At 71.6% G+C, this 25,507-nt stretch carries 17 protein-coding genes and 1 pseudogene; 10 read left to right on the top strand and 8 right to left on the bottom strand.

Annotated elements, in window-relative coordinates; genetic code table 11:
- The first annotated feature begins 272 nt into the window (after nucleotides 1-272).
- Nucleotides 273-1,967, top strand: coding sequence for a DUF8823 domain-containing protein (locus tag ABT147_RS29880; RefSeq protein ID WP_351411940.1), 1,695 nt, complete (start codon nucleotides 273-275; stop codon nucleotides 1,965-1,967).
- A 114-nt stretch (nucleotides 1,968-2,081) separates the two neighbouring features.
- On the opposite strand, the gene ABT147_RS29875 is transcribed toward ABT147_RS29880, so the two are convergent.
- Nucleotides 2,082-5,096, bottom strand: coding sequence for a D-alanyl-D-alanine carboxypeptidase (locus ABT147_RS29875; RefSeq protein WP_351411778.1), 3,015 nt, complete (start codon nucleotides 5,094-5,096; stop codon nucleotides 2,082-2,084).
- 278 nt (nucleotides 5,097-5,374) lie between these two features.
- Here ABT147_RS29875 and ABT147_RS29870 point away from each other — a divergent pair, with 278 nt between their 5' ends.
- From ABT147_RS29870 to ABT147_RS29860, 3 genes are all read left to right on the top strand, one after another.
- Nucleotides 5,375-6,133 carry a GOLPH3/VPS74 family protein gene (locus ABT147_RS29870; protein WP_351411775.1) on the top strand — a complete coding sequence of 253 codons (759 nt, stop codon included), beginning with the start codon at nucleotides 5,375-5,377 and terminating at the stop codon, nucleotides 6,131-6,133.
- Nucleotides 6,134-6,697: 564 nt separating this feature from the next.
- Nucleotides 6,698-7,555, top strand: coding sequence for a helix-turn-helix domain-containing protein (locus ABT147_RS29865; RefSeq protein ID WP_351411773.1), 858 nt, complete (start codon nucleotides 6,698-6,700; stop codon nucleotides 7,553-7,555).
- A 324-nt stretch (nucleotides 7,556-7,879) separates the two neighbouring features.
- Nucleotides 7,880-8,071, top strand: a complete 192-nt coding sequence (locus ABT147_RS29860; RefSeq protein WP_351411771.1) for a DUF397 domain-containing protein — start codon at nucleotides 7,880-7,882, stop codon at nucleotides 8,069-8,071.
- A gap of 203 nt (nucleotides 8,072-8,274) precedes the next feature.
- On the opposite strand, the gene ABT147_RS29855 is transcribed toward ABT147_RS29860, so the two are convergent.
- Entirely contained in the window at nucleotides 8,275-9,186 is a 912-nt protein-coding gene (locus tag ABT147_RS29855) for a hypothetical protein (RefSeq protein WP_351411769.1), read from the bottom strand.
- 81 nt (nucleotides 9,187-9,267) lie between these two features.
- Between ABT147_RS29855 and ABT147_RS29850 the strand changes: the two genes are divergently transcribed.
- Both ABT147_RS29850 and ABT147_RS29845 read left to right on the top strand, forming a co-directional pair.
- Nucleotides 9,268-10,056: an SDR family oxidoreductase gene (locus tag ABT147_RS29850; RefSeq protein ID WP_086746708.1), complete on the top strand. Its 789-nt coding sequence runs from the start codon at nucleotides 9,268-9,270 to the stop codon at nucleotides 10,054-10,056.
- 208 nt (nucleotides 10,057-10,264) lie between these two features.
- Nucleotides 10,265-11,845 carry a sodium:solute symporter family protein gene (locus ABT147_RS29845; protein WP_351411766.1) on the top strand — a complete coding sequence of 527 codons (1,581 nt, stop codon included), beginning with the start codon at nucleotides 10,265-10,267 and terminating at the stop codon, nucleotides 11,843-11,845.
- A gap of 90 nt (nucleotides 11,846-11,935) precedes the next feature.
- On the opposite strand, the gene cpt is transcribed toward ABT147_RS29845, so the two are convergent.
- Nucleotides 11,936-12,469 carry a chloramphenicol phosphotransferase CPT gene (gene cpt, locus ABT147_RS29840; protein WP_351411764.1) on the bottom strand — a complete coding sequence of 178 codons (534 nt, stop codon included), beginning with the start codon at nucleotides 12,467-12,469 and terminating at the stop codon, nucleotides 11,936-11,938.
- A 74-nt stretch (nucleotides 12,470-12,543) separates the two neighbouring features.
- Between cpt and ABT147_RS29835 the strand changes: the two genes are divergently transcribed.
- A complete protein-coding gene (locus ABT147_RS29835; RefSeq protein ID WP_351411762.1) occupies nucleotides 12,544-13,455 on the top strand; it encodes an acyl-CoA thioester hydrolase/BAAT C-terminal domain-containing protein in 912 nt (303 codons plus the stop codon).
- 32 nt (nucleotides 13,456-13,487) lie between these two features.
- On the opposite strand, the gene ABT147_RS29830 is transcribed toward ABT147_RS29835, so the two are convergent.
- Together ABT147_RS29830 and ABT147_RS29825 are read right to left on the bottom strand one after the other, a co-directional pair.
- Nucleotides 13,488-13,943, bottom strand: coding sequence for a GNAT family N-acetyltransferase (locus ABT147_RS29830; RefSeq protein ID WP_351411759.1), 456 nt, complete (start codon nucleotides 13,941-13,943; stop codon nucleotides 13,488-13,490).
- Between the two features lie 79 nt (nucleotides 13,944-14,022).
- Complete coding sequence (locus ABT147_RS29825) at nucleotides 14,023-15,138, bottom strand: ADP-ribosylglycohydrolase family protein (protein ID WP_351411757.1); 1,116 nt, start codon at nucleotides 15,136-15,138, stop codon at nucleotides 14,023-14,025.
- Nucleotides 15,139-15,760: 622 nt separating this feature from the next.
- Here ABT147_RS29825 and ABT147_RS29820 point away from each other — a divergent pair.
- The 3 genes and pseudogenes from ABT147_RS29820 to ABT147_RS29810 form a co-directional block, all read left to right on the top strand.
- Nucleotides 15,761-15,901, top strand: a pseudogene (locus ABT147_RS29820) (RNA-guided endonuclease TnpB family protein); the annotation flags it as partial.
- Nucleotides 15,902-15,949: 48 nt separating this feature from the next.
- Nucleotides 15,950-16,099, top strand: a complete 150-nt coding sequence (locus ABT147_RS29815) for a hypothetical protein (protein WP_351411755.1) — start codon at nucleotides 15,950-15,952, stop codon at nucleotides 16,097-16,099.
- 57 nt (nucleotides 16,100-16,156) lie between these two features.
- A complete protein-coding gene (locus tag ABT147_RS29810; RefSeq protein WP_351411753.1) occupies nucleotides 16,157-16,684 on the top strand; it encodes a DUF2165 domain-containing protein in 528 nt (175 codons plus the stop codon).
- Between the two features lie 155 nt (nucleotides 16,685-16,839).
- Here ABT147_RS29810 and ABT147_RS29805 read toward each other — a convergent pair whose 3' ends face one another.
- The 3 genes from ABT147_RS29805 to ABT147_RS29795 all read right to left on the bottom strand — a co-directional run bounded on the left by ABT147_RS29805 (nucleotide 16,840) and on the right by ABT147_RS29795 (nucleotide 25,322).
- Nucleotides 16,840-20,259 carry a tetratricopeptide repeat protein gene (locus ABT147_RS29805; protein ID WP_351411750.1) on the bottom strand — a complete coding sequence of 1,140 codons (3,420 nt, stop codon included), beginning with the start codon at nucleotides 20,257-20,259 and terminating at the stop codon, nucleotides 16,840-16,842.
- Between the two features lie 214 nt (nucleotides 20,260-20,473).
- Nucleotides 20,474-22,543: a LamG domain-containing protein gene (locus tag ABT147_RS29800; protein WP_351411938.1), complete on the bottom strand. Its 2,070-nt coding sequence runs from the start codon at nucleotides 22,541-22,543 to the stop codon at nucleotides 20,474-20,476.
- Between the two features lie 175 nt (nucleotides 22,544-22,718).
- On the bottom strand, nucleotides 22,719-25,322 hold the full coding sequence (locus ABT147_RS29795; protein ID WP_351411748.1) for a bifunctional FO biosynthesis protein CofGH: 2,604 nt from the start codon (nucleotides 25,320-25,322) through the stop codon (nucleotides 22,719-22,721).
- Nucleotides 25,323-25,507: the final 185 nt, after the last annotated feature.

Genomic DNA, 25,507 nt, shown 5'->3' with positions numbered 1-25,507 from the left:
GCTGGTACACGTACAGCCGGTACACGTACGGCCGGTACACGTACGGCGGCCGTAGGGGTTTCCCTACCGCCGTGGCGGATCGCACCGCTCCTGTCGGCCAACTGTCAGCGGGTGATTAGCGTCTACACCAACAAACGAGGAACACCCGCCCGCACGAGTCGAAACGGAACGGACTAGCCGCAGTGGCCTTTGCCGAGCTGACCCCACGACGACCGGTCTCGCGCGCGGACAAACCGTCGCCGTCGCGCGAGCCGTGGCGGCAGCGCCACCGGGTGCCCCTCGCGGCCACGCTGTGCGCCCTGCCGCTGTATTTCGTGTGGTGGGCGGTCTTCGCCACCGGCGGCGGCGATCTGGCGGCCCAGGTGGCGTGGGCGGAGTTCGCGAAGACGTACCCGGACTCCGCGGTCAACCTGTTCTGGTACGGGGGGCTGCACGCGGCGAACTACAGCGTGCTCTCGCCGTATCTGATGGCGGCGTGCGGCGTCGTCCCCGTGACACTGGCGTCGGGGCTCTCGGCGTCCTGGCTGGCCGGTGCGGTCGTCACTCGTACGGGTGTACGCGCACCGGTGCCGGTCGCGCTGGCGGCGACGTTCTCGCTGTGGTGCCAGGTGGTGTCGGGGCGCTCCACGTTCATGCTGGGCACGGCCTTCGCGATGGGGGCCCTGCTGGCGGTGCTGAGCGGGCGCGGCGGGCGGCAGCTCGCGGTGGCGGCGGTGTGCGCGACGCTGTCCACGTTGGGGAGCCCCGTCTCCGGGCTGTTCCTCCTCGTGGTCGGCGCCGCGTATCTGCTGTGCCGCGACTGGGGCCGGGCGGCGGCACTGATCGCGCCGCCGGTGACCGTCGTCGCCGTGACCACGCTGCTGTTCCCCTTCGAGGGCGAGCAGCCCATGGCGTTCAGCCGGATATGGCCGCCGGTCGTGCTGTGCGCGGTGGTCGTGCTGGTCGCGCCGAGCGCCTGGCGGGTGCTCCGCCTGAGCGCCGCGATCTACGCGCTCGGCGTGGTCCTCTGCTATCTGATCCCCACCCCCATCGGCACCAACGTCGAACGCCTCCTGGAGCTCGCGGGCCCTGCGGCGGCCCTGGCGATCTGCCTCCACCGGGGCGAGGCCCGTACGGACGACTCCCGGCGCCCCCGTCTCCCCCTGGCCTGGTTCACGCCCCGGCGGCGGATGGTGGCCGGAGCGGTGGCCCTGGTGCTGTCCGTGACCTGGCTGACCGGCAAGACGACCGCCGACATCGTCACCAACACCAAGGTGCCCGAGTGGGCCGTGAAGACCGACGGTGTGGTGAACGAGCTGAAGCGGCTCGGCGCCTGGAAGACCCGCGTCGAGGTGGTGCCGGCCCGCGACCACCGCGAGGCCGCCATCCTCGCCCCGTACATCAACATGGCGCGCGGCTGGAACCGGCAGGCCGACGTCGAGCGCGGCCGGCTCTTCTACGAGGGCCACAACGGGACCGAGGTACCCGAGGGCGCCTTCACCCCGGCCGCGTACAAGGCGTGGCTGTCGCAGTGGGCCGTCGGTTTCGTCGTCCTCGTCAACGGCGAGCCGGACGGGCCCGCCGAGCTCGAACACGCGCTGGTGAGCAGCGGGCCGGACTATCTGCAGCCGGTCTGGCAGGACGCCAACTGGAAGATCTACCGGGTGAAGAACGCGACCCCGCTGGTCGACAAGCCGGCCTCCGTCGTCAGCGCCGACGGCGCCAACCTCGTCGTCCATATGCCGGAGGCCGGCGAGATCACCGTCCGGGTCGCCTACTCCCCCTGGCTCTGGGCCGACAACGGCTGCCTCACCGCCGACCGCGAGTCCGACGGCGACCTCACCGAGTTCACCCGCCTCACGGTGACCGAGCCGGGGGATGTGCGGATCAGCTCCCAGTACGGGGGGCCGTCGCGGACGACGGCTCTGGAGTGCGAGAAGGAAGCGGACGAGAAGGCGGAGCAGGGGGACGGCGGGGAGGGCGAGTAGCGAGTAGCGAGTAGCGGTAACGCGAGAAGGCGCCCCTTCCGTCCGGGTGGACGGGAGGGGCGCCTTCGTCGTTGTTGTCCGGTCCGATGGCCGGAGGACGGTCACTTCACCGGATCAGCTCACTCGGGTCAGCTTGGTGAGGAAGCCGGGCTCGGTGAGGTCCTTCTGGAGGGCGACCGGGACCTCTACGCCGTCGCCGGAGCCGTCGCCGACGATCAGTGAGCCGACCTCGGTGCCGGACTTCGCCTCGTGCGCGATGGTCTTGCTCGCGTCGAGTTCGAGCTTGACGGTCTTGGCGCTCCAGCCGACCGCCGAGACGTTCTTCGTGACGACGACCGGGGTCTGGCCGCCGAGCCCGTCGTCGACGTACCCGACGACATCGCCCTTCTTCAGGATCGTGTCGGAGATCACCGCGTCCTGGGCGGCGAGCATCGCGGTCTTGCTGACCGCGTTGACCGTGTCGATGATCGGCGGAGTGTGCTGGCCGAGGATCGCGCCGACGACGATCACCGTCTCACCGCCGACCTCCTTCGTGGCCGCGAAGAGGAGGTTGCCGCCGGCGGCCGAGGTGGAGCCGGTCTTGATGCCGATGGCGTTGTCGAACGGGACGAGATTGTTGTAGTTGCGCCAGGGCTGGCCCGAGGGGTCCTTCCAGCTGGGCAGCCTGGTGATGTCGGTCAGGGCCTTGATCTTCACCAGCGCGTTGCCGAGCTTGACCTGGTCCTCGGCGGTGGAGACGGTCGTCTCCTTCAGCCCGGAGGGGTCGGTGTACTTGGTGTTGGTCATGCCGAGGTCCTTGGCGGCGGCGTTCATCTTCTTGACGAACTCCGCCTCCGAACCGTTGCTGTCCCAACGGGCGAGCAGCCGCGCGATGTTGTTCGCGGACGGAATCATGATGGCCGCGATCGCGTCGTACTGGGAGAGCTGGTCGCCCTCCTTGACGGTGTTGAGCGTGGACTCGCCCTTGCCGTCCTTGTCGTAGCCGCCCTCGATCTCGGCCTTCTCGTCGACCGGGATCGTCGCGCCCTTCGCGCCGGGCTTCATCGGATGTTCCTTGAGGATGACGTACGCGGTCATCGCCTTGGCGACGGAGCCGATGGCCACGGGCTTCTGGTCGCCGAAGCTGTCCATCGTGCCGATGCCGTTCACGTCCATCCAGCCCTGGCCCTCGTCGGGCCACGGCAGGGAGACCTTCTCGCCCTCGAAGGCGTACGACGCGTCGGCGGTCAGGGTGAGGGTGGGGGCCGGGAGCGGGCGTACGGCCTGTGCGACCGCGAACACGATCGCCAGGAGGATCACCAGGGGCGTCCAGATCTTGACCCGGCGAACGAGTGTCCGTACCGGGGTCTGGCGCGGTGGCGGTGTGTTCGTCAGCTCCGCGAGCAGGTCCAGCGGGGGCCTGGGCGGCAACGGCTGCTGCGTCGTCAGCTCCGGACCGACCTGCGGGATGGCCCGCGTCGCCTCGGCCGGGCTGACGGCGGGGTCGTCGGGCGCGGTGGCCGGGGGCTTGGGCGGGGCGGTCTCGTCCAGCGGCTTCAGGGCGACGAATTTGCTGGTGCGTTCGGCTGGGGGCGCGGGGTCGTGTTCGTCGCTGTCCCCCTTGGCGGCGCCGGCGCCGACGTTCGCGGGTGCGGAGGGGCTGGTGGCCTCGGCGGGCTTGGCGGGCGGGGCGGGCTTGGTGGCCTCGGCGGGTTCGGCGGACTCGGTGGGCTTGGCGGACTCGGTGGGCTTGGCGGGCTCGGTGGGCTTGGCGGGCCTGGTGGCGGCGTCGCCCAGCTTGAGCATGGTGGTGGGCTGGTCCACGGCGGGTGGGCGGGGGGCCCGGAAGATCGCGGTGGGCTGATCCACCGCCGGCCACGCCTCGGCTCCGCCATCGCCGTCCGACTTCCCACCCGCACCACCCGTGCGGCTTTCGTCGTCACCCGCGGGTGGCCCCTGTGGGGCACGCCCACCGTCGGCGGCATCCGGCTCGTCACCTTCCGCCCCCGAACCACCCCGCGCACCCCTGGCGGAACGGTCCGCCGCCGCACCCGCGACACCGGGCCGCGCACCGACACCGGCCCGCGGATCCGCCACGCCTGCGGCGGCGGCACGGGGGGAGTTCTCGTCTTCCGGCTCCGGCTCAGTGTCAGCGGCGGAGTCGGCGGCCTTCCCGCCGTCCACCACCGACCCGGCGTCAGCCGCGGACCCGTGAGGCTTCTCGTCCTCCGGCTCCGGTCGCGTGTCAGCAGCGGGGTCGGCGGGCTGCCCGGCTTCCGGCTCCGGTCGCGTGTCGGCGGCGGAAGGCGGAGCTGTGGTGGTCTTCGGCTCGGCGGTGGCTTCGGAGGTCGCGTCGGCCTGGGCTTCGGCGTCGGTCTCGGGGGTTGCCTCGCCCGCCCGAGCTGCGGGCAGTCGTGCCGCTGGGACGGCACGGGTGGGCGCGGCGGCACCCCGTTCGTCCGGGCCGGCGTCGTCGTCCGTGCCCGGCTCGGCCTCGGCCGGTGCCTCCACGGAGCCGCCAGGGCCCTTCGCGGCGCCCTCGGGGCCATCGGCGGCACCGGAGTCGGCATCCGCCCCAGCGTCGCCCGAGACGGCGTCCAGGGCCTCAGCGTCACCGGCGCCGGTTCCCGAGCCTCCCGCTTGCGCCCCGGCACCGTTCAAGCCCGCGTCCGCCCCAGCCTCGTCCGAGTCCTCGGCGTCCTCGGCGTCCGCCGCGTCAGCCCGGCCGGTGTCCGGCTCCGCCCCGGCGGTCTCGCGCCCCGCAGGCTTCGCCGTACCCGTAGCCGTATCAGAGCCCGCGTCCGAGCCCGTGGCCACGCCGCTGACCGAACCCGAACCCGAACCCGAGCTGTCGCCCGAGCGCTGCCCCTTGGCCGCGTCCGAGCCCGCGTCCGGGTCCACGGCCGCAGCCGAGCCCGAGCCCCCGCCCGAACTCCTCACCGTCTCCTCCAGGCTCAAGCCCGCCGCCTCCGCCGCCTCCAGGAGGGCTCGGCGGGAGAAGACCGCCGTTGCCTGGTCGGGCTTCGGGGTGGAGTCCTGGGACAGCGAGAGGCGCGGGTCCGGGGTGTCCCGGATCGGTGGCTCGTTCCCCGGTGTCGACTCCGTCGACGACTCGTACCGCTTCGACCTGTCGGGGGACGTGCCCGCCACCGATGCCTCCTCCCGCGCGCTGCCCGTCCTCGGAGCGCGCGCCCAACCGAACCGTGGATCCAGAATCCGTGAAATCCCGCCGCCCGGACACTAGTCACCGCCGCGCCACCGCGCCGCGTCGCTGTCCGAAGCATGTACCAGTGTCCTGTGTGCGGGCTTAACCCCTCCGGTAGACGAGAACGACATAGCTACCGGTTCCACTACATTCCGGTCACGCACTCTCGACAGACCAATGTGAGAGGGGTCACCCTGTCATTCATCCACGCGGGGAGGCATGGATGGGCAGGAGCCGCAGAACGATTCCGGAAGAGCTTCTTCTGCTGGCGTTGGACCCGACCACGGGTACCACCGCACAGCCGCAGTCGCTCGACCTTGGTCTGGCCGGAGCACAGCTAGTGGAGCTGGCGCTGGCCGGGCGGATAGCCCCTGACGGGGATCGTATCGCCGTGGTGTCCCCACGGCCGACTGGAGATCCGACACTGGACTGCGCGTTGGAGTTGCTGCGAAGGCGTGGCGCTCCCGTACGGGCGGTCAACTGGATTGGCGGGCCGCGTCTCGGGCTCCGCCAGACCTATCTCTCGCATCTGGAGCGGTGCGGCATGGTGCATGCCGTGGCGGGCCAGATGTGTGGAGTGCTGCCGACGACTCGCTACCAGTCGAGTCAGACCGAGATCAGCCGGGAGATACGTGCCCGGCTGGACTCCGCGATCCGCACCGGCGTACCGCCGGACCCGCGGACCGCGGCGCTCGCCGCCCTGGCGCACGCGGTCGGCCTCGGCAAGCACCTGTATCCGGGGAACGAGGGACGCTCGTCCCGCTCCCGGCTACGGGACCTGATCCGGCACGACCCCATGGGTGGCCTGGTGGCCCACGCCGTCATGGACGTGCAGAACGGCGTGGCCGCACAGCCACGCCGCAGCCCGGCACCGACCGGCCGTCAGGCCGCCCCCGGCGCCAGGCCACCCGCACCGGAACCCGCGCGCGGCGTTCCGATGCAGCCACGACGCGGCTCGATGGCCCGCGTGGTGGCGCACTGAGAAGCACCCGCCGAGGCTAGCGCCGAGGCACCGAGGTACGCGTGGGCGCCGGACCCCAGAGCCGCGGGTCCCGCCCACCGCACCACATGCATCACGCGCAGCACCGGTACCACTCGCACCACCCCGCAGCACTCACGCTGCCTGCACCGCCGGCACCGAACCGCCGTAGGGACCCCCAGGACCCGGTTCGGGAGCCGCCGGTTCGCGCGGGGCGTGTGCGGCCGTAGACGCGGCCGTACACGCCCCGCGCGACCGCATGTTCGCGATGCCGCGGTGGTGTGTGTCGCGGCGTCCGCGATGGTCGCGCCCATGGCAGGCGCATCCAAGGCACACACTTCCAAGGCAGGCGCATCCGAGGCAGGCGCGTCCATGGCACGCGAACAAGCGGTCGCGGATGTCGCGCGGCCGTCCGGCGGAGATCCCTCTCCGGCGGAAAAACACCGGCGCAAACGGCGCGTGCGCAGCGCATATCCGCTGTTTTCCAGCGGTACTCAGCACCTTGGTGGCAATCTGCTCAACAGCAGATACGCAAAGTAGAGGCACGCAGCCGGAGGTGCACGTCCCGTGGCGTCCAATGTCAATCCCACTGTCAGGCGACGCCGGTTGGGCCAGGAGCTGCGTCGGCTCCGCGAGCTCAAGGGTATGACCGCCGAGGAGGTCGCCGAGCGGCTGCTGGTCTCCCAGTCGAAGATCAGCCGCCTGGAGAACGGCCGCCGCAGCATCAGCCAGCGCGACGTCCGCGACCTCTGCGGGGTCTACGAGGTCGAGGACCAGCGCCTCGTCGACTCCCTGATGCAGATGGCCAAGGACTCTCGCCAGCAGGGCTGGTGGCACGCGTTCGGCGATGTCCCGTACAGCGTCTACATCGGCCTGGAGACGGACGCGGAGTCGCTGCGCGTCTACGACCCCCAGGTCGTACCGGGGCTGCTGCAGAGCCGGGCGTACGCCGAGGCCATCATCAGAGGGGCGCTGCCCGAGACCTCCGCGACGGAGATCGACAAGCGCGTCGAGGTCCGCATACGGCGCCAGGATCGCGTCACCACCGACAACAACCCCCTGCGGCTGTGGACGGTGTTGGACGAGGCGGCCCTGCGCCGAGTGGTGGGCTCCCGGTCGGTGATGCGCGAACAGCTGGAGCATCTCGCCGAGTTGTCCCAGGTGCCCCATGTCACGGTGCAGGTACTGCCGTTCGAGGTGGGAGCCCATCCGGGCATCAACGGCCAGTACGCCATTCTGGAATTCGTCGACGCGGCCGATTCGAGTGTGGTGTACATCGAGGGCGTGACGAGTGATCTCTATCTGGAGAAGCCGCACGACGTCCAGAAGTACACCGTCATGTACGAGCACCTTCGGGCGCAGGCTCTGAACGTGGAACAGTCGCGGCAGTTCATCGAGAACGTCGCGAAGGAGTACGCGCGTTGAGAGCGTGGGCGGGCGAGCGAGCAAGGGGGTGAGCAGGTGAGGAACGGGCTTTCGGGCGCTCGTCCCTCCGAGCGATTCCAGACGCCCTTGCGCACTCCTGAACGAGGAAGCGCCGGACGATACACCCTCCACACGCGTCAATGGAAGACCATAATGGAATATGCCACCCGCACGAGTGAATAGTCGCTTCGTCTGCCGATGCTGACGAGTAGCGTCGATCACGCCAAGAGGTCAGCAGTCTTGGCGTAAACCGAACCGCGGGCTCCGGAAGGAACTCGCGGCGCGGCGACAGCAATTCAGCGACGAACCAGCACCGGAGCAGAAATGGCAATTCAGCAAGGCGCCACGGACGGGTGGGTCAAGTCCTCTTACTCCCAGGGAAACGGCGCGTGCGTCGAGATCAAGTCCCCCGTCCTGTCGGCCATGGCAGTCCGGGACTCCAAGGTCACCGACGGCCCCACCCTGGCGTTCCCCGCCGACGCGTGGAACACCTTCGTCTCCTCCGTCAAGGCCTGAGACACCGTTCCGGCCCTCGTCCGAGCGCCTGAGCGACAGCTTCACCGGCACGACAGCTTCACTCGCACGACAGATCCACCGGCACGACAACTTCACAAGGCACCACCGAAAGAGCCCTCTCGACCGGCCCGCCGTCCTGGCCGAGGGGGCTCGGCCTTGCCCTCACCCCCAGCCCGCATCCTCGTCACGGGGTGACGGCGGCATCACCGCAGCCGGTCCACGTACCTGTCCGTCCCCGGCACCGTGGGCACGAACGGCGCCAGCAACTCCAGCCTCCCCAGCCCGCCTTCGGTGACCGCCTCCCCCAAGTCGGCGAAGTGCTCCGCCCAGTTCTCCCTCGGGTCGGCCTCCAGGAACCACAGCAGGGTGAGACGGGTGTCGACGCCCTCGACCTGCTTCACGTACGTCATACGGTCGGTGGGCAGCGGGGTCGGCCGGAAGACGGTCACCATCGCCGCGGGGGAACCGGTCAGCCGGCCGGGCAGATGCTCGGAAACCAGCCACCGCAGCAGTTCGGCGCGCCGGGTCTCGTCCTCGGCGTCCACGACCTCCAGCACGAGCCCCTGATAGGGGTGGTCCAGCGCGTGGAAGTCACGGGGGCCGGTGTCGCCGTCCCGGTAGACGGTCGCCTCGTGGTCCTGGAAGGCAGTGAAGACATGCGTACGGTCCTGGTGGACGCGTGCGTCGCGGTTCAGGCGTTTGTTGATGGCGACGGTCCACCGCATGTGGTCGTCGTAGCGGCCGTCGGTGATCCAGTACGTGGAGAGGTAGCAGCCGGCGGTGACCGGCTGGGCGACCGCCGACTTCTCGGGTGTGCGCAGGAGTTGGAGGTCCCGGGTGGCCACCCAGCGGCGGCCCGCGAACATCCAGGGCATGGCCATCGCGCCCGCGTAGTAGTGGTCGTCCTCGTACCAGCGGTTGTACGCGTACTCGTGGCCCGGGTGCGGCTCGACCATCGTGATCAGGGCGTGGCCGGGGTGGACGCCGTACGGGCCGACGGCGGCCAGTTCGGCGTACGTGGCGCTGCGGGTGTCCTCGCGCGGGAGGCCACCGTCGCGTGGAAGCCCGCCCGCACCCGCGCGCCGGCCCTCGCCCGTGCGCTCGCCCTCGCTCATGTGCTTCCCCTTCCGTCCTCCTGCGGTCGCCCATACTCTGACGCTCCGTCAGATAATTGGCCAGAGCCCGGGAGGTCTCCGATGTCACTGCTCGCGGGAAAGACCGTCGTCGTCTCGGGAGTCGGGGCCGGGCTGGGTCAGCGGGTCGCCGCGGCGGTCGTACGGGACGGCGGGAACGCCGTGCTGGGGGCGCGCACGGAGGCGAATCTCGCCAAGGCCGCGGCGGACGTGGACCCGGACGGCGCGCACACGGCGTACCGGGCGACCGACATCACCGACGAGGCGCAGTGCACGGCGCTCGCGGCGCTCGCGCGGGAGCGGTTCGGGGGTGTGCACGCGGTGGTGCATGTGGCGGCCTGGGACAGCTACTTCGGGGGCCTTGAGGACGCCGACTTCACCACCTGGCAGGCGGTCCTGGACGTGAATCTGCTGGGCACCCTGCGGATGACCCGGGCCTGTCTGCCCGCGCTGAAGGCGGCGGGCGGCGGGTCGGTCGTCATCATCGGCACCCAGTCGGCGGTGGCCGCGCCCTCGCAGGTGCGGCAGGCGGCGTACGCGGCGTCCAAGGGCGCGCTGACGAGCGCGATGTACTCGCTGGCCCGGGAGCTGGGGCCGCACCGGATCCGGGTCAACACCGTGCTGCCGGGCTGGATGTGGGGGCCGCCCGTGGAGGCGTACGTACGGTTCGCGGCGCACGGTGAGGGCGTACCCGAGGCGGAGGTGCTGGCGCGGCTCACCGAGCGGATGGCGCTGCCGGAGCTGGCCACGGACGGGGATGTCGCGGACGCGGCGGTCTTCCTGGCCTCCGACCGCGCACGGGCGATCACCGGCCAGTCGCTGCTCGTCAACGCCGGGGAACTGATGCGCTGACCTGCCCTCACCGACACCCCACCCAAGGGCGAGGGTGATCTTTTTCGGCCACTCGCAATTCATATGCATGAACCGAGGTCATCGCTCGGAACTATTTTACCCCCTCTTGACCTTCCGCTTGCTTGCCGTGGGCATGCCACCGAACCCAGAGTTCACATGCCTGACCGGCATATGGCTGACCCTGGCGGCGGACCCTGGAAGGGGGCCCATGAATAGTCTCGACTGGGCCGTGCTCATCGGCTATTTCGGTGTGATGGTCGCGATCGGCGTCTGGTCACACAAGCGCGTGGACAACGTCAGTGACTTCTTCACCGCCGGCGGCAAAATGCCCTGGTGGCTCTCCGGTATCTCGCACCACATGTCGGGCTACAGCGCGGTGATGTTCACCGGGTACGCCGGCATCGCCTACACCTATGGCGTCACATCCTTCGTGACCTGGTCGTTCCCCATCGCCCTCGGCATCGCCATCGGCTCCAAGCTGTTCGCGCCGCGCATCAACCGGCTGCGCTCACGGCTGCATGTCTCCTCCCCGCTCGAATATCTGAAGAACCGTTACAACCTGGGCACCCAGCAGGCGTTGGCCTGGTCCGGCATGCTGCTGAAGATCGTGGACGTCGGCGCGAAGTGGGCCGCGATCGCGACCCTGCTGTCGGTCTTCACGGGTATCTCCCTGAACCAGGGCATCCTGATCACCGGTTCGATCACGGCCGTCTACTGCACCATCGGCGGTCTCTGGGCGGACGCGCTCACGGAGTTGGGCCAGTTCGTGATCCAACTGCTGGCGGGCATCGCGATGTTCGTCGCCGTGGTGGGCAAACTGGGCGACTACGGCGGCTTCTTCGGCGTGTGGGATCGCCCGGAGCTGAAGGGCCACGCCGAACCGCTGGTGGGCCCCTACGGCACGGTCTTCCTGCTCGCGTTCCTGTTCATCAAGCTCTTCGAGTACAACGGCGGCATGCTCAACCAGGCCCAGCGCTACATGGCCACGGCGACCCCGTACGAGGCCGAGCGCTCCGCCCGGCTGTCGGCGATCCTGTGGCTGGTCTGGCCGCTGGTGCTGTTCTTCCCGATGTGGATGTCGCCGCTGCTGGTGACGTCGGTGAAGGGCGACGGTTCGGACTCGTACGCCCTGATGACCGAACAGCTGCTGCCGCACGGGCTGTTGGGCCTCGTCATCGTCGGCTTCTTCTCCCACACGATGGCCATGTGCTCGTCCGACGCGAACGCCATCGCCGCCGTCTTCACCCGGGACTGCGCGCCGGTGATCTGGCGCCGGGCACGGACGTGGAGCGAGGGGCAGGGGCTGCGGGTCGCCCGGATCGCGACCGTCGTGTTCCTCGGCCTGTCGATGGCGGCGGCCACGCAGGTCAACTCGCCCGCCTTCAAGGACATCATCACCGTCGTCATCAAGTGGGTCGCCGGGCTCATGGGCCCGATGGCCATCCCGATGATGCTGGGTCTGCTGCGGCCGTTCCGCCGGTCCGGACCGACGGCGGCGCTCACCAGCTGGGCGTGCGGTCTGTTCGCCTTCTGGCTGGTGAACTACCCGATCCACTGGAACGTCGAGGGCGGGGTGCCGCTGCAGTACCAGGTGTCCGTCCCGCTGGCCGTGTCGCTGGTCCTGTACATCGTCATCGGCTTCATCAAGCCGGAGGACACACCCGAGCGGCTCGCCCTCATCGAGGTCATCAACACGGACGGCGACGGGGACGGGTACGGCAGGGGCGGGGCGGGGGCAGCGGCGGTACCGGCCCAGGGCAAGGACGCGTCCAGTCCGAGTGGGGTCTGAGGGGGCTCACGGAAGTACGGGGGTTCGTGAGTGAGGCTGTGAGGGTCGTGCCGGGAGGTTTCCCGGGGCGGCCCTCACGCGGACCGTCGCTCAGTCGATGTGGGCCGCGATCGTGCGGGCGCAGGTCAGGGACTCGGTGTGGGTGGTGTCCACCTCCAGGTCGTAGCGCACGCCCTCGTGGACGAGGTCCGCCTGGGCCTCGGCCATGCCCCGGATCCGGTCCCCCCGGGCGATCTCGCGGCCGGCGGCCACGGCGCTGTCGCAGCGGACCCCGACCCAGAGCACGTCCACGCCGTCGAGGAGCTTCTCCCAGCGCCGCTGGGACGCGGCTCCGCCGAGGAAGATGTCGTCGATGAGGATGCGGGCGCCCGCACGGGCCATCGTCACGACACCCTGGGCCCAGGCCTGCTCCAGCGCGCGGAAGTCCTCCCCGATGCTGACCCCGCCGTCCGCGGCGAACTCGATACCGCCCTCCGCCGTCTGCATCCTCGCGGGCATCGCGTCGATGAGGGAATCGGCGCCGAACGCCAGCCACTGGTCCGGCAGTTCGGCCTGCAGACACCGTACGATCCCGGACTTCCCCGAGCTGGAACCGCCGTTGAGGATGATCATCTGAGTGGTCACCGGGCTACGGTAGGGCGCCTCGGTGCACGGCACGAAACGCATTTTGGCGAGCAGAGCAGGTGGCAGGGGGGCGCATGCATGTCGAGGTCGTCGAGCGCGAGGTGGCCGAGCCCTGGGAAGGTGTCCTGGTCGCTCCCGCGCGTGGCGGTGACGTCGGTGTTCTGGTCCTGGCGGGTTCCAGTGGGCGCGTCGAGCGGGAGAGGGCGCGTCTCCTCGCCCGGCAGGGCATGACGGCGCTGGCGATCCGCTGGTTCGGCGGGCCGGGGCAGCCGCCGGGGATCTGTGAGGTTCCCCTGGAGACCTTCACCGCCGCCGTCGGCCTCCTCCGGGCGCACGGGGCGGCACGCGTCGGGATCCTGGGCGTCTCCAAGGGGGCCGAGGCGGCGCTGCTCACGGCGGTGCGCGATCCGCGGGTGGACGTCGTCGTCGCGCTGTCGCCCACGTCCCTGGTCTGGTGCAACATCGGGCCGGGCCTGGACGGAGAGCACCGTCCCTACCGGTCCTCGTGGACCTGGCGGGGCCGTCCGCTGCCGTTCGTACCGCTGGACGATTCCTGGACGCCCGCGACTCCCACGAATTCGGCGAGTTCCGCGACTTCCGCGACTTCCGCGAAGTCGGGTGACAGCGGGCCGGTCGCCGTGCGTGGGTGGTACGAGTGCAGCGAGCGGACGTTCGCCGAGTTGCTCCCGGCGGCCGAGATCCCCGTGGACAGGGCCCGGGCCGATCTTCTGCTGATGGCGGGCGGTGACGACGCGATGTGGCCGTCCCTGCCCTCCGCCGAGCGGCTGGCCGAACGCCGACGCGCGGCCGGAGCGCCCGTACGCCTGATCGCCCACCCCGACGCCGGTCACCGCCCGCGCCTTCCCGGCGAGAGCCCCGCCCCGGCGTCCCCCCGGTTCCGCCACGGCGGCACCCCCGAGGCCGACGCCCTCCTCGGCGCGACCGCCTGGCCCCACGTCCTCGACGCCCTTCGCGGCGACGCCTGACGGGACGGCGGGGCGCCCGACACCGGTCGGCGTTACGCCGATTCGCCCCGCACCGATTCGCGCACCATGAACACATCCACCGCGTCCTCGGTCTCCAGACGGAAGCCGTGGCGTTCGTAGAGGCGCCTGGCCGGGCTGCCCCGCAGGACGTTCAGACGGACCGGGAGGCCGGTGGGGGCGCGGCGGGTGAGGAGGTCGTGGAGTACGGCGGTGCCGATGCCGGTGCCCTGGAGGTTGGGGGCCAGATAGAAGTGCTCCAGCCAGAGGGCGTCGGGGGCCGGGCGGAGGGCCACGCAGCCGGCGAAGGTGCCGTCGACCTCGATGATCCAGGTGTGGAACGGGTCGAAGGCGTCGCGGAGGCGTTGGCGGACGCGGTGGGGGTCGTAGCGGCCGAGGCGTTCGAGGTCGGGGCGCATGACCGTGGCACGCAGCTCGGCCACGGGCTCGATGTCCGTCGCCAGCGCCGGGCGTATGTTCCAGTCAGCCATGGTCGGCACGCTATCCGCCCTGGCCCCCGGCCCAGGACGCGGGCCAGGACGCGACCTTGGCTTCCGCCACGCTCCCGCCTCAGGCCCGCGGATACCGTGTGAGCCAGCCCGGTACCGCCCCGCCCGGGGCGTGCAGGGACGGGCCCTGGGTCATTTCGAGGGCGAAGTCGTCGGCGAGGACGAGGATCGTGGGGCGGCCCTCCAGTTCCGCGAGCCAGGCGGGGGGCAGGGCGGTCTCGCCGTGGAGGGCCCCGAGGAGGCCGCCCGTCAGGGCACCGGCGGCTCCCGAAGGGCCCCCGTGGTTGACGGCGAGGCACAGGCCGTGGCGTACGTCCTCGCCGACCAGGGTGCAGTACACGGCGACGGCCAGCAGGCCCGCCGCCGCGCCGTCCCCGGCCAGCTGCTCGACGACGGCGGGGGTCGGCGGGGTCTGGCGTACGGCGGCGACGGCCTGTTGCAGGGCGTCGGAGACGGGCTGGTGGCCTGGGCGCGCGGCCAGCAGCACCAGGGTCTTCTGGACGGCGGCGTCGAGGCTCTCCCCGCGCGCGAGGGCGTGGACGATGACGGCGTACGAGCCGGCGGCCAGATAGGCGGTGGGAGCACCGTGGGTCTGGGCCGCGCACTCCACGGCCAGTTGGAAGACGAGTTGGGGTTCCCAGCCGACGAGGAGGCCGAAGGGGGCGGAGCGGGCGGCGGCCTCGGCGCCACACGCGCCGGGGTTCTTGGGGGCGTCGAGCGTGCCCATGGTCCCGTCGGCGAAGCCCAGGAGGCAGATGAGGGAGGGGTCACGGCGGGCGTAGAGCCACTCCTCGCGGGCGAGCCAGCCGTCGTCCTTGCGGCGTTCGTCGGGACCCCAGTCCCGCTGGGTCGCGGCCCAGCGCAGATACGCCCGGTGCAGATCGGTCGGCGGATGCCAGACACCGGTGTCGCGGCGGACCTGGGCGCGTATCAGGCCGTCGACGGTGAACAGGGTCAGCTGGGTGAGGTCGGTGATCGCGCCGCGCCTGCCGTACGCGGAGGCCAGATCGGTCAGCCACTCCGGGCCGTACGCCTCACCGATCTGCGCCAGGGTGAGCTGGTCGACCGGCGCGCCCAGCGCGTCGCCGACGGCCGCGCCCAGCAGCGTCCCGCGCACCCGGCTGCGGAAGTCCTGCTGCTCGACCCGCCCCCAGACGGCACCGGCTGTCGCACCCACCCCGGCCTCCTCACGGCCCTTGCCCGACCCGCACGTCAGTACGTCTGTACATCCGTACGCCCGTACGGTTCGACAGTCCAGCACTGTAATGGAATGAGAACGGTCCGTTCAGGGCTCTTGGAGAGCGCCAAACGTCATTTGAGACACACCGGATCAGCCGGTCGCCCACCTTGCTCGCCGGGCGGGGTGCCCGGTCCTTCGGGGCCGGGGTGAATGTCCGTTCCCGCGTAGCGGGGCAGGGGAAAGCCGAATCGCCGCCAGAGCGATTCGGCGTCTCCGGGGAGACGGTGGTGAGGCCGGCATGGAGCCGTGGGCCGGTCGGTGGTCGTGCAGAAGCTGAACCGGCGGGGGGCGCAGGTGAAGGTGCCCGGCTGCGGGTGGGTCCGCTTTCGCCTCAGCGCAAAGGGCAAGGGTGCGCAGCTGCCCGACGCGAAAACGTTCCGGGTCACCTTCCGCAACGGGCAGTGGCACATCGCGTTCGCGGTCATCCCCGAGCCGACCCCGGTACCCGGCACGGGTGCGGTGATCGGCATCGACCGGGGTGTCACCGTCACCGCCACCCTCTCCGACGGCCGGAAGCTGAACTGCCCCCAGCTCACCACCCGCGAGCGGGCGCCCGCAGATCCGCAAGCACCAGCGGCGGGCTGCTCGCGCCCCCAAGGGCGGCAAGGCCAAGGCGGCCGAGTACGCGAAGGCCGCCAGGCTCAAGGCACGGGAGGCGAACCGGCGCAAGGACTGGTGCGAGAAGACCAGCACCATGCTCGCCCGCTGCTATGACCTTGTCCGGTTCGAGAAGCTGAACATCAAGACGATGACCCGCTCCGCGAAGGGAACCGTGGAGCGGCCCGGCCAGAACGTGGCGCAGAAGTCCGGGCTGAACCGGTCGATCCTCGCCCAGGGCTGGGGCCTGCTCCGGCAGCGTCACTCCACGGTTTTTCGCCATCGGCGGGTCCCACGGTGATCCAATGCGCCGAAAAACCCCTGGGGTTGGTCCACGCCCCCCGCACATAGTTGGACCATGGCTGAAACCCAGACCCCCCGCGGCTCACTCCTTCCCCTCGCCTCGACGCTGCTCGTCGGCACGGTCGCCCTCTACATGGCGCTCGTCGCGTTCAGCAACATCACCGACTTCGGCACGAACCAGCAGTTCGTCCGCCATGTCTTCGCCATGGACACCACGTTCAAGGACGAGGACCTCATGTGGCGGGCCATCGAGTCCAAGGGCGTCCAGGACGCGGCCTACGTCCTCATCATCATCTGGGAGACCGTCTCGGCCCTGCTCCTCATCGCGGCCACCTACTTCTGGGCCCGGGCCCTCGGCCACCGCGCCTTCCACACCGCCCGCCGCTACAGCACCCTCGGTCTGCTGATGGTGCTGCTCCTCTTCGGCGCCGGCTTCATCGCCATCGGCGGCGAGTACTTCGTCATGTGGCAGTCCGGCGACTGGAACGGCCTCGACGCCGCGCTGCGCGTGTTCCTGCTGAGCGGGGTGGTGCTGATGGTGACGTACCTGCCGACGGGCGACCGGGCGACCGCGAACGACTGACCGACTGACCGACTGGCCGACTGGCCGACTGGCCGACTGACCGACGGAACGACGGAACGACGGAACGACGGAACGACGGAACGACGGAACGACGGACGGTGACCGACTGAGCCGCACCGCCGACCCGGGCGGCACTCGTCGGCTCACCGGCTCCGCTACTCCGCCGCCTCCGCCGCCCCTGCCGTCTCCACCGCGTACCGGTCCCGGAACGCGTCGCGGGCCGCGGTGAGCCGGGCGATGCGGGGGCCGAAGAGTGCCGGGTCGGCGTCGGGGGTGCGGGACAGCAGGGAGAGGAGGTGGGCCAGGTCGGCCAGGTCCTCCCAGTCGGGGTCCAGGGCCAGCGCCTCGGCGAACTTCGCGTCGGCCTGCGCCCAGTGCCCCAACCCGCAGTCGGCGAGGGCCTGGTGGTGGGCCGTCGACTCCGCGTCCCCCGCGATCTCGCCCCACAGGGGCTCGGCGGTGCGTGAGCCCTCCCGCAGGCCCACCGTCAGGGCCGCCGCGACGGGGCCTTCGTCGGCGTCGTTCGCGCGCAGCCACTCGGCGGTGTGCCGAGCCCGTTCCCACCGCCCGGTCATGACGTCGGCGTACCAGCACCGGTACATGGTCGTGGTCTCGCGCCGCTCCTCCGCCGCCGCGCGCGCGTCGTCCAGCCTCTCCAGCGCCTCGTCGTACCGCCCCTGCCAGAGGAGGACGTCGATGGTTCTGCCGCGTGCCCACTCGGCGTCCTCGTCCCGTCGGACGCACTGATCGAGGTCGGCGAGCGCCCGGTCGAGCCGCCCGATGGCGATGTACGCCCTCGCGCGAGCCACGTACGGGCCGGCTCTGTCCGGTCGGAGGGAGAGGACCCGGTCCATGTCCCCTACGGCTTCGAGGTACCGCCGCCGTGCCAGCTGCACCCAGCCCCTGACCTCCAGGGTGAACGCGTCGTCCGGGTCCGCGCGCAGCACCCGGTCGAGTTCGATGATCGCCTCCTCGTGCCGGCGGAGCGCGAGCAGGACGCCGGTCCTCAGCTCGACGGCCGCGGCGAACTCCGGCTCCCGCTCCAGCGCGAGGTCGTAGTCGGCCAGCGCCTCCTCGTGGCGGCCCGCGTGCGTGTGCGTCGCGGCCCGCTCGGCGAGCGGCCAGGCACCGGACGGGTCGGCCGCGACGGCCCGGTCGAGGTCGGCGAGCGCGCCCGCCCCGTCCCCCGTGTCGCGCCGCAGCCGGCCACGGTGCACCAGGGCCCAGACGTAGGCGGGGCTCAGCTCGATCGCCCGGTCGAAGGCCGCGCGTGCCTCCTCGTCGCGGTGCAGCCGTGCGAGCGCGTATCCCCGTGAGGCGTGGGCGGACGCGTAGTCGGGGTCGAGCGCGCAGGCCCGCCCGAGCTCCTCGACGGCTTCCGCGTACCGGCCCTCCAGACGGTAGGCGTCCCCCCGTTCGGAGGCCATCCACGCGTTGTCGGGGGCGAGTTCCACCGCCCGGTCGAGGTCCGTGAACGCCTCGTCGGGGCGGTCCAGGTCGCGGTACAGCCGGGCCCGGTGGACCAGGGCCCACAGGTACTCCTCGTCGATCCGCAGCGCCCGGTCGAAGTCGGCGAGGGCGCCGTCCGGGTCGCCCAGGGCGACCCTGCTGTGGGCGCGGCTGGCCAGCGCCGCCTCGTCCGAGGGGTCGAGGGCGAGGACGCGGTCGAAGGTGTCGACGGCGTCCTGGTGGCGGCCCGTGAGCCGTAGGACCTCACCGAGGTCGAAGAGGATGTGGGCGGTACCGGGGGACAGTTCGTCCGCGCGTCGCAGGTCGGCCAGGGCCGCGTCGTCGTCACGCAGCCCGCGGTGGGTGAGACCACGGCCGTGGTACGCGACCGCCGACGCCGGGTCCAGCGCGACGGCCCTGTCGTACTCGGCGAGCGCCCGCTCGTACTCCCTGCCCCGCCGGAGTTCCTGGCCCCGCAGGAAGTGCGCCATGGCCTGCCCGGACGCGTCGAGGGCCGCCCGGTCCAGCAGCAGCCCCAGAACGGGCAGCGGTCCCGCCGACTCGTCCGACTCGGCCGACAGCGCTTCGAGAAGGTCGCGGCCCCACGTTCGCAGCACCGCCGCGTCCGCCTGTTCTCCCGCGTCGGAGAGCACCTGGGCATAGCCGCGGACCGCCACCTGGCCCGCGAGGCAGGCCCGGACGACATCGGCGAGCACCGGGCCCAGGGCGGCCTGGGGGCGCGCGCAGAGCTGGTGGTACGACTCCTCGAACCGCAGCTCCCGCCAGGGCTCGTCGAGCCACAGCGCGTCCGGTTCCAGCCCCTCCTCCGCGTCCGCCCGCCAGCCGCCGAACGCCTCCGCGAGCCGGGTGTGCCGTTCGGCCCACTGCCGTGGCCCCCGGACGCGCTGGAGCCTGAGCATGGCCGTGCGGACCACGTCGTGGTAGCGGGCCGGGCCCTCCCGCTCGCTCACGAACGGCAGTCCGCGCAGCCACTCGTACAGCCCCGCGGTCTCCTCGTGGTCCACGGCCGCCCTGAGCACGTCCTCGTCCAGCCAGCGCGGCAGCGCGCAGGCGAGCGCGGTCGCCCGCCGGGCCGGATCCCGTTCCCACTTCAGGAAGCGCTCCACGGCGGTGGCGGCGGGGTCGTCCACCGTGCCCGGCGCGCCGCCCGCGTCCTTGGCCAGCGTCGACACGAGCACCGGCAGCCCGCCGGAGAGCCGCAGCACCTCGCGTACGACGTCCTCGTCCACCACCCGCTTCGCGGCGAGCAGTTGCCGTGCCTCGGACTCCGTGAACGGCTCCAGGGCCAGCTCGGTGACGATGCCGGCGTAGTCGCCCCAGCGGACCGGGTCGGGGCCGTGCTGGCCGGCCAGGGTGAGGATCACGTTGGCGGGGAGGGCGCCGTGCCGGTCCGTGGTGACGAGGTCGAGGAGCCAGGCGTCGAGGAAGGGCGCGGTCCGCTCGTAGGTGTCGAAGAAGAGCGTGATCCAGGGGACGTCGGCCGCCACGCGGTCCAGTTCCGCGACGAACACCGGGGTCAGGACCTTCAGCGGCTCCAGGACCAGCTGCACGTCGTCGTGGTTGCGGAACCGCGCGCTCAGCGCGGCCCTCAACCTGTCCGTCCCCTGGGCGACTTGAGCGGGGTCGACCGCCCCCGCGAAGGCACCCACGAACGGGACCATGCCCAGCCCGATCAGCCCGGCCTGCGACACCGCCAGCCCGCCCGCCGAGGGCGGCGCGGGCGCGCCCGCGTCCGGCCCCGCCTCCAGCGCGGCCGACGCCGTGTCCGCCTCGTGCCGGCGCTGGCGGTAGGCGGCCAGCAGCTTGTCCAGCGCCTTCAACTCGGCGCCCTGCCGGGCGAACCGCGCGCTGATCGCCGCCATGGCCTCCGGCACGCTGTTCACCGTCTCGTCGGTGCAGGCGGTGAGCGCCTTCCGCTGCGTCGCCACGGCCTCCAGCTCCCGCACGAGCGAGGACTTGCCGACCCCCGCCGTGCCGTGCACATGGAACACGAACGTGTGCCGCTCGTCCTCCGGCGCCGTATCGAAGTTCCCCCGGAACAGCTCCAGTTCACTACGCCGCCCCACGAACCCGGCCCGCTTCCGGCGCCCGATCAACTCCTGCATCGAAGGCCGCGTCGCCCTCATCGGTCTCACCCCCGTGCCCGGTCTCCCTGACGGTACCCGGACAGGCGCTCGTCGATCAGCTGGGCATGGCCACAAGCGACCGCCGGCACTTCGGGGAGGGGGCCGCCGTCACCTCGGGCGAAGGGCTGTGGCCCCCGCCGTCCAGAACACCGGCGGGGGCCACAGCCCATGGGAAACAGCGGTCGAACGGTTCTCAGCAGAGGCAGGGCTCGGTGCCCCAGCCCAGTTGGTTGATCTCGTTGTCGGCCAGGGCGCCGGCGAACGCGTGCACCTCGTCGACGTCGCCGTGGAGGTGCTCGCCCCAGCCGTCGCCGACCTGGGCCCTGCCGACCTGCAGCGGGCCGGAACTGAGCACGCCGCCCGCGAAGTCGGCGGTGGAGCCGGTGTCGAGGGCGCCGTCCAGGAAGAGCTTGATCTTGTCGGTGGCGTCGTCGTAGACGACCGCGATCCGGTGCCCGTCGCCCTCTCCGCCGTCCGCCATCGCCAGTTGGGCCACGACGGTCTCCGGGGCACCCGGTTCGTCCGCGTTCGGCATGAGCAGCTGCCAGGCGTACGTGGAGGGCTCGTAGCGCACCCTGAACGCGTCGGTGTGCTCACCACCCTGGGACAGCACGGTCATCGGGCGGGTGGGCTCGGCGTCGGCGAGGCGTACGACGACGCCGATGGAGAAACTGTCGGACGTGTCGACGACGGGCCCGTCCGTGGCCGCGTGCCCCGTCTCGCCGTCGAGCGCGAGATGGCCGTCACCGACCAGCGCGTACGGCACCACGGGGCAATCGGGGTCGAGGTCCGGGAGGCAGGAGCCGTCCGGGCCGCGGTGGATCGTCGCGCCTGGGCCCAGCTTCAGCGGCGTACCGCCGCCCTGCTCGGCACTGGCGCCGTCCGACGCGTTCTCCAGCGACCAGTGGCCGAGTGCCCGCGGCTTGCGGTGCGCCAGGTCGGCCGCCTCGTCGGGTACGACGACCCGGTCGTGGACCCTGATACCGCCGACTTCGCCGTGCCAGTGGTCGCGGAAGGAGTGGCCGTCACGGGCGCGGCCGATCTGGAAGGCGCCGACGGCTTCGCCGGGTGCGGCCTCGGCCGTCGTATCGACCGGGTCGCCGTTGACATACAGCTGGGCCTCGCCCGTCTCCGCGTCGTACACGCCCAGCAGGTGGGCCCATTCCCCGGTCTCGGGTGCGCCGCCCGACACGCGGGCCCCGCCGAGGGTGAACGACCAGACGGGCGCCTCGTCCCGGGCGGTCAGCCCGAGAGCGAAGCCCGCGGACCCGCCCGCGTCCTGGCTCAGGACGGTCATGGTCCGGTCGGTCCGCGCGGGCCGTGCCCAGGTACTCACCGCGAACGTCTTCCGGGGATCGGCGACGACCGGGGCGTCCGGCGTCAGGTAGCCGTCACCGCTGCCGTCCAGGGTGGCCGTGGAGGCGAGGCCCGTGCCCGTGGGGGCCGGTCCGCCGAAGGTCACACCGTCGCCGGCGTCGGCCGGGGCACCGGTCTCGGCCGCCGCTGTCGTGGAGCCGGCGGGATCGCCGAGCTTCCAGTGCGCGACGGGTCCGCGGCCGGACTTCACGAAGAAGCGGTACGAGGTCTCGCCGCTGCTGCGCCCGGCACGGTCGACGGCGCGCACCGTCAGAGTGTCGGGGCCCGAGGTGAGCGGCAGGAAGGGGAGGCTCACGGAGCCACCGGGTTCGTCCGGCCGGGCGGTCCCGTTCGGGCCGCGGAGGAAGCCGTAGCGGTAGGCCACGACGTCCTCGGAGGGCGAGTCCATGGTGAAGTGGCCGTAGACGCCCACTCCATCCACCCACAGCACGTCCTCGGGGTACTCGGGGGAGGTGACCGCCGCCTTCTCCGGATTGACGTCGTCGTACACGAACTCGCAGGCCGAGCCCGCGCTTTCGGAGCTCCAGGGCGACTTCGCCGTACCGTCGTCGGCCCGGACGTGCCAGGAGACGACGGTGTTCGCGGGGAGGTCGTCCCATGGCAGTGCGAAGGTGAACGGGCTGCCCGACGCCTTCGCGGTGGTCGTGAGGGTCCTGCGCTGCTCGACGCCCTCGGTGTCCTTCCACCAGGCCTCGAACTCACCGCTGACGCGCCCGCCGTCGGTGTCGTGCAGAACGGCGTTGACGACAGGCCGCGACTCGGCGAGGAACGCCTTGTTGTCGCCCGCTCCGCAGGCCTTGCCGCCGATCTTCAGATCCCGCACGAGCGGCTGTTTCGGCGGCAGGTTCTCCGCCGCGTGCGCCACTGCGGACGTGGTCGCCGCCATGGCTGCCACGCAGCACCCCAACGCCAGCAGTACCCGGCCGCCGGATCTCTTCGACCTCTCCAACTGTCCCTCCCCCTGTGAGCTTCCTCGTGCCCGTGGGTCGCACGGGCCGGAGGAGGCTAACAGGGGGCACGGACACCGCTGAAAGGGTTTTCCGGCCTGTCCGCCGCCGACGTCAGTCCAGCACCGGCAGCAGCTCCGGCAGGTGGCCGTCCGACACCGCCGCCGCCCGTTGCCGTTCCTCCGGGACGTCGGCGTAGAGGGTGGTGCGGGGCTTGGCGGGGCGGCCTGCCGCGTCGGCGACCGCGATGAGGTCCTTGACCGACTTGTAGGAGCCGTAGGAGGAGCCCGCCATGCGGGAGATGGTCTCCTCCATCAGGGTGCCGCCCAGGTCGTTCGCGCCGGAGCGGAGCATTTCGGCGGCGCCCTCGGTGCCGAGTTTGACCCAGCTGGTCTGGATGTTGGGGATCCAGGGGTGGAGGAGGAGGCGGGCCATGGCGGTGACGGCGCGGTTGTCGCGCATGGTGGGGCCGGGGCGGGAGATGCCGGCCAGGTACACCGGCGCGTTGGTGTGGATGAAGGGGAGCGTCACGAACTCCGTGAAGCCGCCGGTGCGTTGCTGGATGCCGGCCAGGGTGCGGAGGTGGCCCAGCCAGTGGCGGGGCTGGTCGACGTGGCCGTACATCATCGTCGAGGAGGAGCGGATGCCCAGTTCGTGGGCGGTGGAGATGACCTCGATCCAGGTGGCGGTGGGGAGTTTGCCCTTGGTGAGGACCCACCTCACCTCGTCGTCGAGGATCTCCGCCGCCGTGCCGGGAACGGAGTCGAGGCCCGCCTCCTTCGCGGCCGTCAGCCACTCGCGGATGGACATGCCGGTCCGGGTCGCGCCGTTCACCACCTCCATCGGGGAGAAGGCGTGGACATGCATGCCGGGGACGCGGGTCTTCACGGCCTTCGCGATGTCGAAGTACGCCGTCCCCGGCAGGTCCGGGTGGATGCCGCCCTGCATGCAGACCTCGACCGCGCCGAGGTCCCACGCCTGCTGGGCGCGGTCGGCGACCTGGTCGAGGGAGAGCGTGTACGCGTCGGCGTCCGTGCGGCGCTGCGCGAAGGCGCAGAAGCGGCAGCCGGTGTAGCAGACGTTCGTGAAGTTGATGTTCCGGGTGACGATGTACGTGACGTCGTCACCGACGGCCGACTTCCGGACGTCGTCCGCGATCCCGGTGAGGGCGTCCAGCGCCGGCCCGTCCGCGTGCAGCAGGGCCAGCGCCTCGGCGTCCGACAGCTTCGTCGGGTCGTCGGCCGCCGTCGCCAGCGCCGCGCGTACGTCCGTGTCGATGCGCTCGGGGACCATTCCGGGCGCCGCCGCCTCCCGCAGGGCGCCCCAGTCGCCGTAGACGGAGTCGAAGTCGTCGCGGCGGTCGGACGTACGCCCCTCGGAGTCGATCGAGGTGTGGAGATCCGTACGGCCGGTCGCCACGAACACCTCCTCGGGTTCCTGCCACGGGTGGCCCTCGACGACGGCGTCCGGGCGCGCGAGCCCGGTCTCCGGGTCGGCCAGCGCCCGTACGTGCGGCAGGAGTCGGGGGTCGAGCCAGGGCTCGCCGCGCGAGACGAACTCCGGGTAGACGCAGAGGCGTTCGCGGAGCTCGAAACCGGCGGCGCGGGACCGCTCGGTGAGCTCCTCGATCTGCGGCCAGGGGCGCTCGGGGTTCACATGGTCGATGGTGAGCGGGGAGACCCCGCCCCAGTCGTCGATCCCGGCGCCGATCAGCCGCTCGTACTCGCTGTCGACGAGGTTCGGCGGGGCCTGGATACAGCCCGACGGGCCCATGAGGAGCCGGGCGACGGCCACCGTGGCGACCAGTTCGTCCAGCTCCGCGTCCGGCATGCCGCGCATCGCGGTGTCCGGCTTGGCGCGGAAGTTCTGGATGATCAGTTCCTGGACGCCGTGGTAGGCGCGGGAGACCTTGCGGAGGGCGAAGAGGGAGTCGGCCCGCTCCTCGTACGTCTCGCCGATCCCGATGAGGACGCCGGAGGTGAAGGGGACGGAGGAGCGGCCCGCGTCCTCCAGGACGCGCAGGCGCACGGCCGGTTCCTTGTCCGGGGAGCCGTAGTGGGGCCCGCCCGGCTCCGACCACAGCCGGGTCGCGGTCGTCTCCAGCATCATGCCCATCGAGGGCGCCACCGGCTTGAGTCGCTGGAAGTCCGTCCACGACATCACGCCCGGGTTGAGGTGCGGGAGCAGGCCCGTCTCCTCCAGGATGCGGATGGAGATGGCCCGGACGTACGCGATCGTGTCGTCGTAGCCGTGCGCGTCGAGCCACTCGCGCGCCTCCGGCCAGCGGTCCTCCGGCTTGTCGCCGAGGGTGATCAGCGCTTCCTTGCAGCCGAGCGCGGCGCCCTTGCGGGCCACGTCCAGCACCTCGTCCGGCGACATGAACATCCCGTGCCCGGCCCGGCGCAGCTTGCCCGGCACGGTGACGAAGGTGCAGTAGTGGCACTTGTCCCGGCACAGCCGGGTCAGCGGGATGAAGACGCTCTTCGAGTACGTGATGACACCGGGCCGCCCGGCCTCCCGCAGGCCCACGTCCCGCACCCGCGCGGCCGACGCGGCCAGATCCTCCAGCGCCGCGCCGCGCGCCTGCAGCAGCACCGCCGCCTCGGTCACATCGAGCGCCACGCCGTCCCTGGCACGTTTCAGCGCACGCCGCATGGAGTTCTCGGTCGGGCCGGTGTGGCCGTGGGCGCCGGATCCAGGGGTCGCGGAAGTCGTCATTGTTCGAGCATACGAGCGACTTGGCTCCGCCGGCTGGCCGGGCACCCATGAGTTCGGGGGTACGGGTTTCGTCGGCGGGTGCGGGTGAGTGGGGGCTGGCCGCGCAGTTCCCCGCGCCCCTGGAAGCGAAAAGCGTGGGGCGCAGCCCCTGCTTTTCAGGGGCGCGGGGAACTGCGCGAGAAGCC

This window comes from Streptomyces sp. NPDC001868 (genome assembly GCF_040297125.1).
Classification (GTDB): Bacteria; Actinomycetota; Actinomycetes; order Streptomycetales; family Streptomycetaceae; genus Streptomyces.
The sequence above is the reverse complement of the archived record's forward strand: the minus strand, read 5'-3'. Positions and strand labels throughout refer to the sequence as shown.

What these genes read in the sequence shown, in the direction of transcription:
- ABT147_RS29870 (WP_351411775.1), top strand. Translation starts at nt 5,375, where the DNA reads ATGGGCAGGAGCCGCAGAACGATTCCGGAAGAGCTTCTTCTGCTGGCG.
- ABT147_RS29860 (WP_351411771.1), top strand. Translation starts at nt 7,880, where the DNA reads ATGGCAATTCAGCAAGGCGCCACGGACGGGTGGGTCAAGTCCTCTTAC.
- ABT147_RS29855 (WP_351411769.1), bottom strand. Translation starts at nt 9,186, where the DNA reads ATGAGCGAGGGCGAGCGCACGGGCGAGGGCCGGCGCGCGGGTGCGGGC.
- ABT147_RS29850 (WP_086746708.1), top strand. Translation starts at nt 9,268, where the DNA reads ATGTCACTGCTCGCGGGAAAGACCGTCGTCGTCTCGGGAGTCGGGGCC.
- ABT147_RS29845 (WP_351411766.1), top strand. Translation starts at nt 10,265, where the DNA reads ATGAATAGTCTCGACTGGGCCGTGCTCATCGGCTATTTCGGTGTGATG.
- ABT147_RS29835 (WP_351411762.1), top strand. Translation starts at nt 12,544, where the DNA reads ATGCATGTCGAGGTCGTCGAGCGCGAGGTGGCCGAGCCCTGGGAAGGT.
- ABT147_RS29830 (WP_351411759.1), bottom strand. Translation starts at nt 13,943, where the DNA reads ATGGCTGACTGGAACATACGCCCGGCGCTGGCGACGGACATCGAGCCC.
- ABT147_RS29815 (WP_351411755.1), top strand. Translation starts at nt 15,950, where the DNA reads ATGACCCGCTCCGCGAAGGGAACCGTGGAGCGGCCCGGCCAGAACGTG.
- ABT147_RS29810 (WP_351411753.1), top strand. Translation starts at nt 16,157, where the DNA reads ATGGCTGAAACCCAGACCCCCCGCGGCTCACTCCTTCCCCTCGCCTCG.
- ABT147_RS29805 (WP_351411750.1), bottom strand. Translation starts at nt 20,259, where the DNA reads ATGCAGGAGTTGATCGGGCGCCGGAAGCGGGCCGGGTTCGTGGGGCGG.
- ABT147_RS29800 (WP_351411938.1), bottom strand. Translation starts at nt 22,543, where the DNA reads ATGGCGGCGACCACGTCCGCAGTGGCGCACGCGGCGGAGAACCTGCCG.
- ABT147_RS29795 (WP_351411748.1), bottom strand. Translation starts at nt 25,322, where the DNA reads ATGACGACTTCCGCGACCCCTGGATCCGGCGCCCACGGCCACACCGGC.